This is a genomic window from Stutzerimonas stutzeri KOS6 (genome assembly GCF_000307775.2).
Taxonomy (GTDB): Bacteria; Pseudomonadota; Gammaproteobacteria; order Pseudomonadales; family Pseudomonadaceae; genus Stutzerimonas; species Stutzerimonas stutzeri_B.
On record NZ_KK020676.1, the window covers coordinates 344,475 to 357,425 of the forward strand.

Annotated in this window: 9 protein-coding genes and 3 pseudogenes; 8 read left to right on the top strand and 4 right to left on the bottom strand. The window is 54.7% G+C overall.

Annotated features, from left to right (window positions below; translation table 11 throughout):
* Positions 1-544: 544 nt before the first annotated feature.
* From B597_RS30085 to B597_RS30095, 3 genes are all read left to right on the top strand, one after another.
* Positions 545-1,864: an OprD family porin gene (locus tag B597_RS30085; RefSeq protein WP_023444719.1), complete on the top strand. Its 1,320-nt coding sequence runs from the start codon at positions 545-547 to the stop codon at positions 1,862-1,864.
* Between the two features lie 320 nt (positions 1,865-2,184).
* Positions 2,185-2,859: a heavy metal response regulator transcription factor gene (locus tag B597_RS30090; protein ID WP_003292664.1), complete on the top strand. Its 675-nt coding sequence runs from the start codon at positions 2,185-2,187 to the stop codon at positions 2,857-2,859.
* Positions 2,856-4,229 (top strand): heavy metal sensor histidine kinase, encoded by a 1,374-nt coding sequence (locus B597_RS30095; RefSeq protein WP_003292663.1) that lies wholly within the window; start codon positions 2,856-2,858, stop codon positions 4,227-4,229. The genes B597_RS30090 and B597_RS30095 overlap by 4 nt, the downstream gene beginning before the upstream one ends.
* Before the next feature lie 122 nt (positions 4,230-4,351).
* Here B597_RS30095 and cadR read toward each other — a convergent pair whose 3' ends face one another.
* A complete protein-coding gene (gene cadR / locus B597_RS30100; protein ID WP_003292662.1) occupies positions 4,352-4,756 on the bottom strand; it encodes a Cd(II)/Pb(II)-responsive transcriptional regulator in 405 nt (134 codons plus the stop codon).
* A gap of 92 nt (positions 4,757-4,848) precedes the next feature.
* On the opposite strand from cadR, the gene B597_RS30105 reads away from it, so the two are divergent.
* Complete coding sequence (locus B597_RS30105) at positions 4,849-5,739, top strand: cation efflux transmembrane domain-containing protein (RefSeq protein WP_003292661.1); 891 nt, start codon at positions 4,849-4,851, stop codon at positions 5,737-5,739.
* An 86-nt stretch (positions 5,740-5,825) separates the two neighbouring features.
* Here the strand turns inward: B597_RS30105 and B597_RS30110 are convergent, their stop codons facing one another.
* Positions 5,826-6,458, bottom strand: coding sequence for an HAD family hydrolase (locus tag B597_RS30110; RefSeq protein WP_003292660.1), 633 nt, complete (start codon positions 6,456-6,458; stop codon positions 5,826-5,828).
* Between the two features lie 57 nt (positions 6,459-6,515).
* Positions 6,516-7,319, bottom strand: a pseudogene (gene tcmP, locus B597_RS30115) (three-Cys-motif partner protein TcmP); the annotation flags it as partial.
* Between tcmP and B597_RS46265 the strand changes: the two are divergent.
* Positions 7,317-7,622, top strand: a pseudogene (locus B597_RS46265) (tyrosine-type recombinase/integrase); the annotation flags it as partial. The pseudogenes tcmP and B597_RS46265 sit on opposite strands and share 3 nt — an antisense overlap.
* Before the next feature lie 613 nt (positions 7,623-8,235).
* Here B597_RS46265 and B597_RS46910 read toward each other — a convergent pair.
* Positions 8,236-9,282: a hypothetical protein gene (locus tag B597_RS46910; RefSeq protein WP_015275572.1), complete on the bottom strand. Its 1,047-nt coding sequence runs from the start codon at positions 9,280-9,282 to the stop codon at positions 8,236-8,238.
* Positions 9,283-9,480: 198 nt separating this feature from the next.
* Between B597_RS46910 and B597_RS30125 the strand changes: the two are divergent.
* The 3 genes and pseudogenes from B597_RS30125 to B597_RS30140 all read left to right on the top strand — a co-directional run.
* Positions 9,481-9,585 (top strand): annotated as a pseudogene (locus B597_RS30125) (integrase); the annotation flags it as partial.
* Between the two features lie 494 nt (positions 9,586-10,079).
* A complete protein-coding gene (locus B597_RS30135; RefSeq protein WP_015275571.1) occupies positions 10,080-12,443 on the top strand; it encodes a heavy metal translocating P-type ATPase in 2,364 nt (787 codons plus the stop codon).
* Between the two features lie 86 nt (positions 12,444-12,529).
* Positions 12,530-12,910 carry a hypothetical protein gene (locus tag B597_RS30140; RefSeq protein WP_003292653.1) on the top strand — a complete coding sequence of 127 codons (381 nt, stop codon included), beginning with the start codon at positions 12,530-12,532 and terminating at the stop codon, positions 12,908-12,910.
* Positions 12,911-12,951 lie beyond the last annotated feature (41 nt).

Below are 12,951 nucleotides of genomic sequence, written 5' to 3' on the forward strand. Positions count from 1 at the left end.
ACCCAGAGACTCGTGCGGATGTTCGTGATGTCCAAGATGATTTGCTGCCGAACCATCCTCATGACTGCAGCTCGTGCTAACAACTGCCCATGATGATTGCAATGGGAACAAGGCTAGCAACATCAGCAAAACTATTTTTCTCATCCAAGGCAAAACGATGACTTCCTGGTTTAGATGTCGAATCCAATCATAAGAACTACCCCCGCCAAGACGCGAAACACATGCGCCTCTACTGCGATAGTGATTCGCCCTGAATTTAGTAGACAAATACACGAAAGCGTTTTTATCAGCCTTGCCAAGCCGGCGAGATAGCTGATGGCTATGGGGTGGTGACTTTAAATAAGTGTGGATAACGACCTGGTGACCGCAACATTACAAATCTGTAATCGAAGGAGTGCGCGATTGGGCTTCCTCAGATTACAAAATAGTCATTTGCCGCTAATCCTGCCGTCATCTCTAGGGGAAGAACATGGCCAAGCGCTAAAAACAAAAAGGCGAAAGGCGTCATTCGAGCACTGACCTGCCGTACATAAGGAGCATCATCATGAGCAAAAAGGCCGTTTTTTCGCTGACAGCCCTTTCACTGGCATTGGGCAGCGCCCCGGTCTTTGCCCAATCGGAAACAGCCGAGGGCTTCATCGAAGGCAGCACGCTATCGCTGATAAATCGCAACTTCTATTTCAATCGGGATTTTCGCGACGGTGAGAGTGCCGCCGGCAATGGCTACTCCGAGGAATGGGCCCACGGATTGATGGCCTTCTTCGAGTCCGGATATACCCAAGGCTCGGTAGAGATTGGCTTCGACGCTTTCGCCATGCTCGGCCTCAAGCTCGACTCCGGTTCGGGGCGCTCCGGTGTGGGCGGCAGCATCGACCTGCTTCCCCACGACAGCGCTGGCGATCCTGAGGATGACTTCACACGGGTGGGGGGCGCGGTGAAAGCACGCTTGCTGGACACCGAGATCAAGGCCGGCGATGTATTTCCCACTACACCTGTCGTGCACTTCGGCGACTCTCGGCTGCTGCCGGAGTCTTTCAAGGGTGTCACCGTTGTGAACAACTCGCTGGACGACCTCACCCTTCAGGGAGGCCGCTTGCACGCGATGAGCCAGCCCAACACCAGTAACATGAACGAAGACTTCGTCACCTTCTACGGCGGGGGCGTAGACGCGCCTTGGCTCGGCTACGCAGGCGGTGACTACAGCGTGAATGAAAATATCAGTCTTAGCCTGTACACCAGCCGCCTCAAAGATGCCTGGAACCAGCATTACTTCGGTGCGTCGGCCACCTATCCGCTCTCCGATATCGTCGCGCTGCTGGCCAGCTTCAACTATTACAAGGCAACCGACGAAGGCCGTGAGTTGCTGGGCGAGTTCAACAACAACATCTGGAGCTCCAGCCTGGGTGTCGCCTTCGGCGCGCACACCGTCACGGCGTCGTATCAGCGAAACAACGGTAACAACGACTTTGACTACTTGCGCCAGGCGGACTCGATCTACCTGAACAACTCCATTCAGTACAGTGATTTCAACTCACCTAAAGAGCAGTCCTGGATGCTGCGCTACGACCTGAACATGGCGGAGTACGGCATACCCGGGCTTACTTTCATGACCCGCTACGCCCGCGGTTGGGGCGCCGATTACAGCAACGCGAACGAGGTGTACATGCGCCAAGACGATAACGGTGCGCCGCTGACGGGACAGAACCGCTGGGAACGCGACGTCGAAGCCCGCTACGTTGTACAGACTGGCTCTCTCAAGGATTTGTCTCTGCGGGTGCGCCAGGCTACCACGCGGGCGACTGCTTTCGAGTCCGACCTCGATGAGGTCCGATTCATCGCCGAGTACCCTCTCTCGATCTTGTGAAACACCATGAGCAACACCACATCTTCTTTAGTTTTGCTCCCTTGGTTTGAAGATGTGTTTCAGGCGCCCATCAGGGCGCCTTTTTTCGTTTGGTGCACCCGCTCGCGCTGCGGGTCAACCAAATGACCGGTAGATTACAAATTCGCAAGATAGCCCTCACAGGGCTTTTACCGCGTTAAAGTGCTTCCCGCTTCCCTGGGCAGATCTTTTCGCCTCTGCCTTTCACGCTAGAGCCAAGCCGCTTTCGTCTTGACCTAGTTACTACATGGATTTTTTTGGTTCCGCTTACCGCGCACCTCCTTGCCGAGTTACCTCAAAACATGCGCATCCTGGTTGTCGAAGACGAGATCAACGCTGCGGAATACTTGCAGCAGGGTCTTATCGAATGTGGTTACTTGGTCGATTGCGTAAGTGATGGCCTCGATGGGTTTCACCTGGCACTGCAGAACGACTATGACATCGTGCTGCTAGATGTGAATCTGCCAACCATGGATGGGTGGGAGGTTCTCGAACTCATCAGGCGGCGTAAGCAGACACGCGTCATCATGCTGACTGCCAATGGCCGCTTAGAGCAAAAAGTCCGCGGCTTGGAATCGGGCGCCGACGACTATCTGGTCAAGCCGTTCCAGTTCCCCGAGCTGCTTGCCCGTATCCGGACACTGTTGCGGCGAGGCGAGGCAGTCACACTTCCGAGCAACCTGCGTGTAGCCGACCTCGAACTGGACCCGGCCCGGCATAGGGCTTACCGGAGCGGTCAGCGTATCGACCTCACCAGCAAAGAATTTGCGTTATTGCATCTGCTCATGCGCCGGACTGGCGAAGTCCTCACGCGTACGGAAATAACTGCCATGGTGTGGGACATCAATTTCGACTGCGATACCAATGTGGTGGATGTTGCGATTCGTCGCCTGCGGATGAAAGTGGACGAACCCTTCGGCGATCGCCTGATACACACCATCCGGGGTGTGGGCTACGTGCTGGAGGCGCGGCCTTGAAGCCACTCAGCCTCGCATCGCGTCTCGCGCTTCAAATCACACTGACCGGCGCCGCTTTGGTCGCGCTGCTGATTGCACTGAGCTACTGGGTACTGGTGCGCCAACTGGAACTGCGCGCCCAGGAGGAAGTGACGGCCAAGCTCTCTCAGATCGATCATGGACTCCTCGAAGACACCAAAGCCCGTATGGGCCGCTCCTGGCAACACGCATTGAGCGATACCGTACTCGGCCATGACAACCTTTCGATTACGGTCATCGGCGATACAGCGAAATCACCCATTTTCAGTATCGGCCGATTCGCCAATGCGCCGCAGCAGCTGGATCTCGTGAGCAGGGACGGCGACTATCTTGGCTGGACAACGAAAGATGGCGTGCAGATGCTAACCGGGCGCAAGCAAATCCAAGTCCCGGGACTGGCTCCAATGACGCTTTTACTTTCGCAAGATCGCAGTGCCGATCAACGGCTGGTGGCTGCATTCCTGCGCTCGGCCTTAGTGACCGTGCCGATGCTACTGATATTGATCGGATTGGCTGGATGGCTAATCGCCCAAAATGGCTTGCGGCCGCTTCGCAAGTTCCGGGCCTTGGCGACTAAGGTATCTACACAGGATCTATCACCTCGAATCCGCACCGATCGGCTTCCGCAAGAGCTCCAGGCATTGGCGCACAGCCTCAACGTAATGCTTCATCGACTCGATGACGGCGTTCAGCAACTGTCACAATTCTCGGACGATGTGGCTCATGAGTTAAAAACTCCGCTGAACAACCTGATAGGCAAGGCGCAGGTGACTTTGGTGCGTGAGCGAAGCAAGGAGCATTATCGGGAGGTGATCGAGTCGTCGGTTGAAGAACTCGAACGCATGGATCGAATCGTGTCAGACATGCTGTTTCTCGCCCAGGCCAGCCACGCCAGCCCAGCACTGAAGCTCGAACAATTATCTTTAGGAAGCGAGGCGAGGCGCGTATGTGAATACTTCGAAGTCCTTGCCGAAGAAGCGGGAGTCGCTACGACAGTAACGGGCGATGCCATGATTTTGGGAAATCGACTTATGGTCCAGCGGGCCATTTCCAACCTGCTATCCAACGCGCTGCGGCATTCAAATACTGGCAGTACGGTCGAACTTAAGATCCTTGAGGAGGACGTAGACATCGTCTCGCTGGCTGTCACCAATCATGGCGCGACTATCGAATCGGATCATCTCCCACATCTGTTCGACCGCTTTTACCGCGTTAACGGCATACAACCTCGCGGGGCAGGATTGGGGCTAGCGATTGTCCGCTCAGTGATGAACCTCCACAAAGGCCACGTGGCCGTCGCCAGCAAAGACGGTCGGACCACGTTTGAACTCACGTTTCCTCGGCAGGCCTGACTCAAAGTGATACCGCACGGAGACAGCCATCACTACGAAGGGGCAAAAACCACAGGGACAAACAACCATTTCGAGGGCATGCGCGTTGGCCGGGTAACCAGGCCCGCAAGCCCCAACGCCGTTCATTTAATGCATGCGTCCTCGCTAATTCCGGCGAGAATGCCGCAAGCCTCAACTTCCCGCCCATCGTTGCAATTAGCCCGCAGTGAAACGAGTTGTCGTTCGAGTGATTGCAGAGCGGTTATCTGGGATCTGACTTGAGAAATGTGATCATCGAGTAAGGCATTGACGGCCGTACAAGGCTGGCGAGGGTCATCCTGGTAGCTTTGGAGTGCGTGAATCTCTGGAAGTGACAGATTCAAGATTCGGCAGCGCCGGATGAAAGCTAGCCGCTCGCCATGCTTCTCGGTGTAGACACGATAGCCGTTCGCCTGGCGATCAGGCGGTGGCAACAAGCCCTGCTGCTCATAGAAGCGGATCGTCTGTGTATCAATCCCTATTAGCCTTGCTAACTGACCAATGCGCATCGTGTGAATCCTCATCGGCTCTGCGTTATTGACCTTATAGTAGCTATAAGGCTTTTAATGATCCCATCTTCGATTTCAAGTGGAGCCGTATCATGAGCAAGTCCGATGGTCCCTGCGGCTGCGATGCGACACCAGCCGCTGATGCCGATATGCAAAACCCTTCCGATACGACGGGGCAATGGGTCAGTGTTTACGCCGTGCCCAAGATGGATTGTCCATCAGAAGAGCGAATGATCCGCTTGGCGCTGAATGGTTTGGACGGAGTTCGGAAGCTGACTTTTGATCTGTCGGACCGTCGGTTAGATGTCATGCATGACAGTGCCGTTGAGCCCATAACCAAAAAGCTGGCGACGTTAGGGCTAGGCGCCACTCTTCAGAAAACTGTCGCGGCAGACCCTGAGATGATCAAAGCCGCCGAGAATCCGGCGAACTCTACACAGGAATCCCGCTCCCTACGTTTACTGTTAGGCATCAACGCCTTCATGTTCGTGGTAGAGATGACTGCTGGCCTGATTGCCAGGTCCGCGGGTCTGATTGCCGATTCGCTCGACATGTTCGCTGACGCGGCAGTGTACGGCCTGGCCCTTTATGCGGTTGGGCGCAGCGTCAATCTGCAGGTGCGTGCTGCACACCTTGCTGGTGTGCTCCAGCTGATTTTGGCCCTCGGCGTGCTCGTAGAGGTGATCAGACGCTTTATATTCGGCAGCGAGCCCGAGTCGCTGATAATGATGGCCGTCGCGTTCCTGGCATTGCTCGCCAACACGGGTTGTTTGCTGCTGATTTCCAAACACCGGGAAGGTGGTGCTCACATGAAAGCGAGCTGGATATTCTCCGCCAATGATGTGGTCATCAACATGGGCGTCATAGTCGCCGGAGCGCTCGTCGCTTGGACTGGGTCCAACTACCCAGACCTGATTATCGGTACCGTCGTGGGATTCATCGTTCTCAACGGCGCTCGGCGTATTCTGGCGCTCAAGGGTTGAAGGAGCTCCCGTTACAGAAAAAGGGTGTCTTCATGCCTGTAAGCCATCCGGGTCTAGCGGCGTCAGCTAAAACTGGCGACGCCGCTTTAGCCGTTGGCGGATGGTGGGTATTGCAGAACGTGGGCTGCAAAGTCCATCAGCGAGACGAAGCCGCACTGATCGGCTTTTCCTTCACGCTGTAGGTGGTAGCCCCGCATGCCTTGCCCAATTGGACCAAGCATATCGGCTTGCAACGTGTCACCGATCATTGCGATAGCGGAGGCCTCGCAGCCAAGCTGTTCGATCATCTGACGATAGATTGCGGGCTCAGGCTTTATTGTCCCAACCTCAAAGCTCCATCCGTAAACATCGAACGACGGCAGTAACAGTTTGGCCGGAATCGCATATGGGGCTGCGAGATTGGAGCACAACGCGAGATTCAGGCCGGCGTCCTTTAGCTGATTTAGCGACTCCAACGCATCATCGAAAAGGCGAACGCTGGCCAGCTCGGTGAAAAGGTCGCTTTCAAGGCTAGCTAACTCAGAGTTGCTCAACTGCGCACCGAAATAATCGGCAGCTCCAGCCAAGCCCAGATTTCGAGTCATCAGAGTCCGTGCGTCATCCGGCCTTGGTGTTTTGCCCTGAAGCCGCAGGTTCTGCATCAGTTGGCGGAAAGGATGGCGGCGCTCACCTATCTGGAGAAGCGTGCCAAACACATCGAAAACTACTGCTTGTATCATGCCGGTACCTCTACCGTTGGAGGCGAACCGCCCACCCGAAGAGCGATGCCGCCCCTCTCAGTTTTCTGAACTGGATTTCTTCAGAGGTGGCACGAAGAAGATGGGTCTTTGCGGGGGCGCTATCAGGATATCTGTCGACTTGATGCTTGTGCCTTTTCGACGCCTTGTTTTGCCGTTCTTGTCGACCGCCAGCAGATCACCGGTCGCGACAGCAATGTCGAGTGCCTGCTTTACGCGAAGCTCGTCAGCCATGGTGTAGTTGGTCAATCCGCTCATCAGGCCCAAAAAAGGTTGCCGTTCTACCTCGTAGACCTGTTTGGGCAAGAGCTCCGAAAGTTCTCCTCGGATGCGGTCATTGGTAGCATCGTCGAAATAATGCTCATCCAACAGCAAATCGTGCTGACCTGTCACGGCGATATCCCGATTGGCGTCGTAGCTGAAAAAGCTGGAAGGCGACAGCATATGGGAAAAGTTGTTGCGGTATTTCCAGTGGATCTTCTTCATCACATCGTTAGCGCGGTAGTTGTTCGCCAGATGGATAAACCAATAGGCCATCGGGTTGCTGCCGGCCGGACGAATGAAGAAGACGGTCATGTACTGGGCACCGCTTTCCTGCTTGATCCCCTCGGACAGATAGCGCTGGATCAGGTATTGCCAGCTCCGTGGCTGATGCGCCTTCAGCTGTTTAAGCATGTCCCATGGCACATGCTGATCCAAGCCGATATTTGCAATGGCTTTCCGGTTCGCTTGGCGGTCGGCTAGATACGTAACCAAAAAATCGACATTGAAGGTCAGCAGGACCTCGGCTTTGTTGAGATTCTGGAAAATCCATTTGATCTTAGGGAACGGCACATCGCCATACATCATGCCCAGCCCCGCAGCGAGGATTGCCTTTTTCCGAGCCGGCTGCATATCTCAGACCATCTATCCACTCGTCAATACGCTCGTATCGTCAAAGGTTGGGTGAAAGCCATTGGCCCTGATCCAGCCCTGTATGGCATTCACACAATAAGACGTACGAAGGCATCGCTGATCTATCGCAGGACGAAGAACCTGCGGGCAGTTCAACTGTTGCTCGGCCATACGAAGCTGGAGAGCACCGTTCGATATCTGGGGATTGAGGTCGATGATGCCCTAGAGATGGCGGAACAGACCGAGGTTTGACCATGCATAGCGACGGTCGAAGCCAGGCCGTCGCTAACCGGCCAATAGCCGCCCTAGTCTGCCCACCAGTTCGGTATGACAGATGCTAGGCCGGTCAGGGCGCCGACTACCCCAATCATGATGCTACTCCAGAAGGTTACCGGCTCGCGGCGCTGCCTACGCTCCTCGCGGATGTCTGCCCTGACAATGCGAATGCCAGCATCTGTGAGATACCTGGGCTCCCGCGGGTCGCTATCAAATTCGACTCGCCCCCAGAAAGTCCTGTCATCGCGATCAGGCAGTGGGACACCGAGGCGGTCTGCCTCTATCATCCAGTACTCGGTCAAGATCAGCAGCCGCCATTCGTACAGACTGTCCGACTTCTGAATATAGTCCTGAAGCTGTCCATCCTGTTCCGGTTGGACGGTGTGGGGCGGGTGCATCTTCTCCAGTTCGGACCTGGCTTTTTCGCACTTGGCCAACTCAGATCGCATCACTCGGTAATGCTTTGTCCACATCGCTCGCCCCTCCCTTGGAAGAGCGCGACGCTACCTGACTGCAAATCTGAATACCACCTTGCCCGGCCGAATCCTTGCCCGATGCGCGGCCGGCGGGCGTGCCGTGGAGTATAGGGCTAGCCCAAAATAATAGGGGATGGAAGAATCGATTGAGCATTCGGCTGAACGTATCGTCGGGATAATAGGCATTTAGTAAAATTCAATGCCAATGCTTCGGAATCAGTGGTAACTCCCGGCTGTAACATGCTACCGCGCCCTTCGACAAGAATGGCTGCAAACGACAATAAGCTAATTAAATTAAAAAGCCGCAAGAAATTACTCGGTGTTGCGTAGCCTTTAAAGAATCCATGCGCAATCCCATGCCGATTTAAAACAAAGTGCGATGGTAACGACTCTGTATGACCGTAAAAACACCCACGGAAGTACATTTCCATGCTCTCCAGCATCTGCACTCGCTCATGATATCGACTTAAATAGTTTATCGTTAATTCCTTGTCTGGATACCAATCATAACCTGCGACCAGTCGTTTCAACTCACCTTGCTTTATTCGATGAAAAACCTTTAGAAGCGTCTCTATATTCACGGCATCCTTAACTGGAAGAGAGACGTGCTTTCCAAGCTCTCTTAGGAACCCTTCTATGCAAGGCAGAATTCCAACAATTGCCACGCCGTACAGACCCAGACAGTATGCCTTTACAGCCTCAATCAGCTGTTCTTGATACTGAGCAAAAGTGATGCGCTGAGACCATGCCCCACAAATCAGGTCGGCCATTCGTGGGGGCGTGTACATTTCCAACAGCATATTATTCGCGTGAGCGTACCTTTCCTCTTCACTGTTGCTTTTCGAGATTTTTCCGCCGTATTCAGATAGAAATCCAAAGCTATGATATGGGGGGAGTACTATCTCAGTAGTCGCAAACGTATCTCTGTACCAAGCTAGCCCAGAGCCCACTTTGATTTCCGAAAGATCTCTTGGAAAAAATGCACACTCACCAGATGAAACAATTTTATATCCGCGAATATCCCGAAAACAGCTCAGCTTCGCTTCCTGCAAACTATCAAACTCATGCTTCCCTCGATGTAAGCAAGCTTCTACTGCTTTTATTCCTCGCCCCAGCGCCATCGATTTTCTGCACTGCTTGTAAGCCTTAGCGAAGTCCATAGCTGCCCTTGTTATTCGACCCACTGATTCGATCGAACCTACCTGACAACACCTAGCCACGCAAACCATCTGCCGGCGCAGCCCGGCGGTAATGACTGACACGCAATTATTAGACGAATTTGAACGTCAGCTTCTGGCCGGTTAGCGACCATTGCTCTGGCTAGCCATCCTTGTCCTCCCACACGTGGAGGACTTGCCATGAACATCATCGCTACCTGGAGCCGTCAGCCCTGGAACAAAGGGAAATTGGTCGGGCAGAAAATCCCGCTCCGACTGAGAGATATCTGGGCGATCCGAGTAAGGGGTCATGCCGAGATATAAGTAAAATTCACTCACTTCGCACGTAACGTGTTGATGCCAAGAGAATTTACCAAATCGACCGCACAGCCTCTGATCGTGGACTATCTTTTCTGACTCCTCAGAAAAGGAGTTCCTATGGCTTCATTAGAGCGTACGGCGTATCCCACTCTGCCAAAGGCGTATTCAAAAGCAGAGTACCTGCGCTTAGGCTTTTGCACGGTTCGGTATTCATCAAAATGAAGCGGCCGAGCATCGAACAATGGAGGCATAGGCTAGGCCAGCAGGCGGTATCTGCGCGAGCTACTTTTCCAGCAGCTCGCTTCAACATACATACGACCTGACATACCAGAGAACCTGACAGAAATGTAATGGTTACTTCAGCCTTTGGTCAGGACGCTTTGCATATATTGGCTGTCAGACGCTGCAAGCATTGAAAAACCGCAAATGTCCCTGCAATAGGCCAAGTTCGTCGCTAACCAATCCATAAGGTGCCCCGTATGTCCTCTCAGCAGTGCCATCACCAGCCCGACCAAACGAAAGGTACTGCAGCACTCACAGACCCCGTCTGCGGGATGAAGGTGGAAGAGGATAGCGAGCATCAAGAGCATTATCAGGGAAGCACTTACCGCTTCTGCAGCCAGGGTTGCCAGACCAAGTTTCGTTCCGACCCTGCTCGATATCTCGCTGCACCGCAGGCTCATGGAACCTCCTCTCGGGCATCTACCCCACCCGCACAGAAACCACCCGCCGGTGATGCAACGACAGAGTACACCTGCCCGATGCACCCTGAGATCCGCCAAATGGGTCCAGGTGATTGCCCTATCTGTGGGATGTCATTGGAACCTCTGATCCCTGAACTCGACGAGGAGGAGAATCCCGAACTCAAGGACTTCTCGAAGCGATTCTGGTGGTCTCTGCCCCTGACCGTAGCAGTAACCCTGTTGGCAATGGCGGGACATGCGATACCGCTGTTTCACGGGGCTAGCCAGAACTGGGTTGAACTGGCCCTCACGACCCCGGTTGTCTTGTGGGCAGGCTGGCCATTTTTCGCGCGCGGTCTCGCCTCGGTCAAACATCGCAGCCCAAACATGTGGACCTTGATCGGGCTTGGCACGGGGGCTGCCTATATTTACAGCGTCGTAGCAACCCTCTTACCGAGCATGTTTCCAGAGTCATTCACAGTAGGCGGCCGGATAGGCGTTTATTACGAAGCCGCCGCGGTGATCATTTCATTGACTCTGCTGGGCCAGTTGCTGGAATTGAAGGCCCGCTCGCAGACGTCCTCGGCAATTAAGTCCCTGCTTGGCTTATCACCTAAAACCGCTCGCCGTATCGCCAAAGATGGTTCAGAGGAGGACATCCCGCTCACACATGTTCATGAGGGCGACCATCTGCGCGTTCGTCCTGGTGAAAAGGTACCCGTTGATGGAGAGGTATTGGAGGGCGAGAGCGCCGTCGATGAATCCATGCTAACGGGCGAGCCGGTTCCGGTGACGAAGCGGACAGGCGATTCGCTTATCGGCGCGACGATGAACACGAGCGGCTCGCTTGTCATGCGAGCCACCAGGGTTGGCTCCGGGACTATGCTTTCACAAATCGTCCAGATGGTTGCGAATGCACAACGCTCCAAAGCACCCATGCAGCGAATGGCAGACACGGTTGCAGGTTATTTCGTGCTGACGGTCATCGGTATCGCCTTGCTGACATTCTTTGCATGGGGCCTGTTCGGGCCTGACCAGGGCTGGGTATTCGGCCTGATCAATGCAGTTGCGGTTTTGATCATTGCTTGCCCTTGCGCACTTGGCCTGGCAACGCCTATGTCGATCATGGTTGCCACAGGCAAAGCGGCTGGAAGTGGAGTGCTTTTCAGAGACGCAGGCGCCATCGAAAATGTCCGTAAGGTAGACACGCTGATTGTCGATAAAACAGGAACCTTGACCGAGGGCCGACCTGTCTTCGATCGGGCCATAGGCGTCACGCCGTTTGACTCGCAGGAAGTCATCCGTTTGTCTGCCAGCTTGGATCAAGGTAGTGAGCATCCCCTAGCCCACGCGATCGTAGACCATGCCAGAAGCGAAGGTCTCCAGCTGGCGAAGCCAGAGACCTTCGAGTCAGGGTCAGGGATCGGAGTCCGTGGTCTGGTGGAAGGCAAGCAGCTACAGCTAGGCAACACCGCGCTTATGGAAGATGCGGGTGTGAGCGTCGAGCCGTTGAAATATCAGGCAGAAAAAATGCGCGAGAGCGGTACCAGCATTGTGTACCTGGCTGTTGATGGGGCACTTGCCGGCTTGCTGGCCGTATCGGACCCAATCAAACCGACTTCCAAGGAAGCTGTAGCGCGGCTCCAAGCGGAGGGCGTGCAAGTCATCATGGCCACCGGCGACGGGCTTACCACTGCCCGCGCGGTGGCTCGTGAGCTATCGCTCGATGAGGTGCATGGCGAAGTGAAGCCGCAGGACAAGGAGGCGCTGGTGGTTAAGCTACAAGCCCTAGGTAAAGTAGTCGCCATGGCAGGCGACGGAATAAATGATGCGCCGGCGCTCGCCAGGGCTGATGTCGGCATAGCGATGGGCACGGGCACTGACGTCGCCATGAACAGCGCCCAAGTTACGCTCGTTAAAGGTGACCTGATGGGGATACTGCGCGCGCGCACGCTTTCGGTGGCGACGGTTCGCAATATGCGTCAGAACCTTCTGTTTGCCTTTATGTACAACGGGTTGAGCATCCCGATTGCCGCAGGTCTGCTCTATCCGTTCTTCGGACTGTTGCTGTCTCCGATGATTGCTGCCCTGGCCATGAGCCTCAGCTCAGCATCGGTTGTGTTCAACGCACTCCGGCTCCGTCAAACGCGTGTAGTTTGAAGCCTGTCGGCTTAGGCTTAGGCTTCGGTTGCGAAGCGACCGATTGCCTCATTGATTGCTCATGAATTGCCCCGTAAGCTGGAAATATGACGTCCTACATGCGCTCCTTCCTTATCCTGCTGCTAGTGCTTGCGCTTCAGATCAATGGGATAGCGGAAATGCTCATGACGGTTGGATCGTCCGGGCATCACATGATGTCCGATATGGAAGGTGTGGGCGCCATGACGACCGACCACGCTTCGATGGTTGGCGCCGATGACGGTGCTGAACACGAGTGCTGTGAAGCGAATGAGCATGGAACGGCGACCGTCTGCAAGACGGGCCAAGAATGCAAAACTGCAAGTATCCTTCAGCTTGTCTCAATAAAAGCCCAGCTGATGCCTGCTGCTAAACCCGTGACCACTCCCTATAACGGCCTGATCCCCTCTAGCCTTTTAGACGCCGTCTGGCGTCCACCCCGCGTCTAATTCCGATCAAATTATAGGAACCGCCCGAGTGAGCATTCGGG

Excerpts from the sequence above, each read along its gene's own strand:
- B597_RS30085 (WP_023444719.1), top strand. The coding sequence starts at position 545 with ATGAGCAAAAAGGCCGTTTTTTCGCTGACAGCCCTTTCACTGGCATTG.
- B597_RS30090 (WP_003292664.1), top strand. The coding sequence starts at position 2,185 with ATGCGCATCCTGGTTGTCGAAGACGAGATCAACGCTGCGGAATACTTG.
- cadR (WP_003292662.1), bottom strand. The coding sequence starts at position 4,756 with ATGCGCATTGGTCAGTTAGCAAGGCTAATAGGGATTGATACACAGACG.
- B597_RS30105 (WP_003292661.1), top strand. The coding sequence starts at position 4,849 with ATGAGCAAGTCCGATGGTCCCTGCGGCTGCGATGCGACACCAGCCGCT.
- B597_RS30110 (WP_003292660.1), bottom strand. The coding sequence starts at position 6,458 with ATGATACAAGCAGTAGTTTTCGATGTGTTTGGCACGCTTCTCCAGATA.
- B597_RS46910 (WP_015275572.1), bottom strand. The coding sequence starts at position 9,282 with ATGGACTTCGCTAAGGCTTACAAGCAGTGCAGAAAATCGATGGCGCTG.
- B597_RS30135 (WP_015275571.1), top strand. The coding sequence starts at position 10,080 with ATGTCCTCTCAGCAGTGCCATCACCAGCCCGACCAAACGAAAGGTACT.
- B597_RS30140 (WP_003292653.1), top strand. The coding sequence starts at position 12,530 with ATGACGTCCTACATGCGCTCCTTCCTTATCCTGCTGCTAGTGCTTGCG.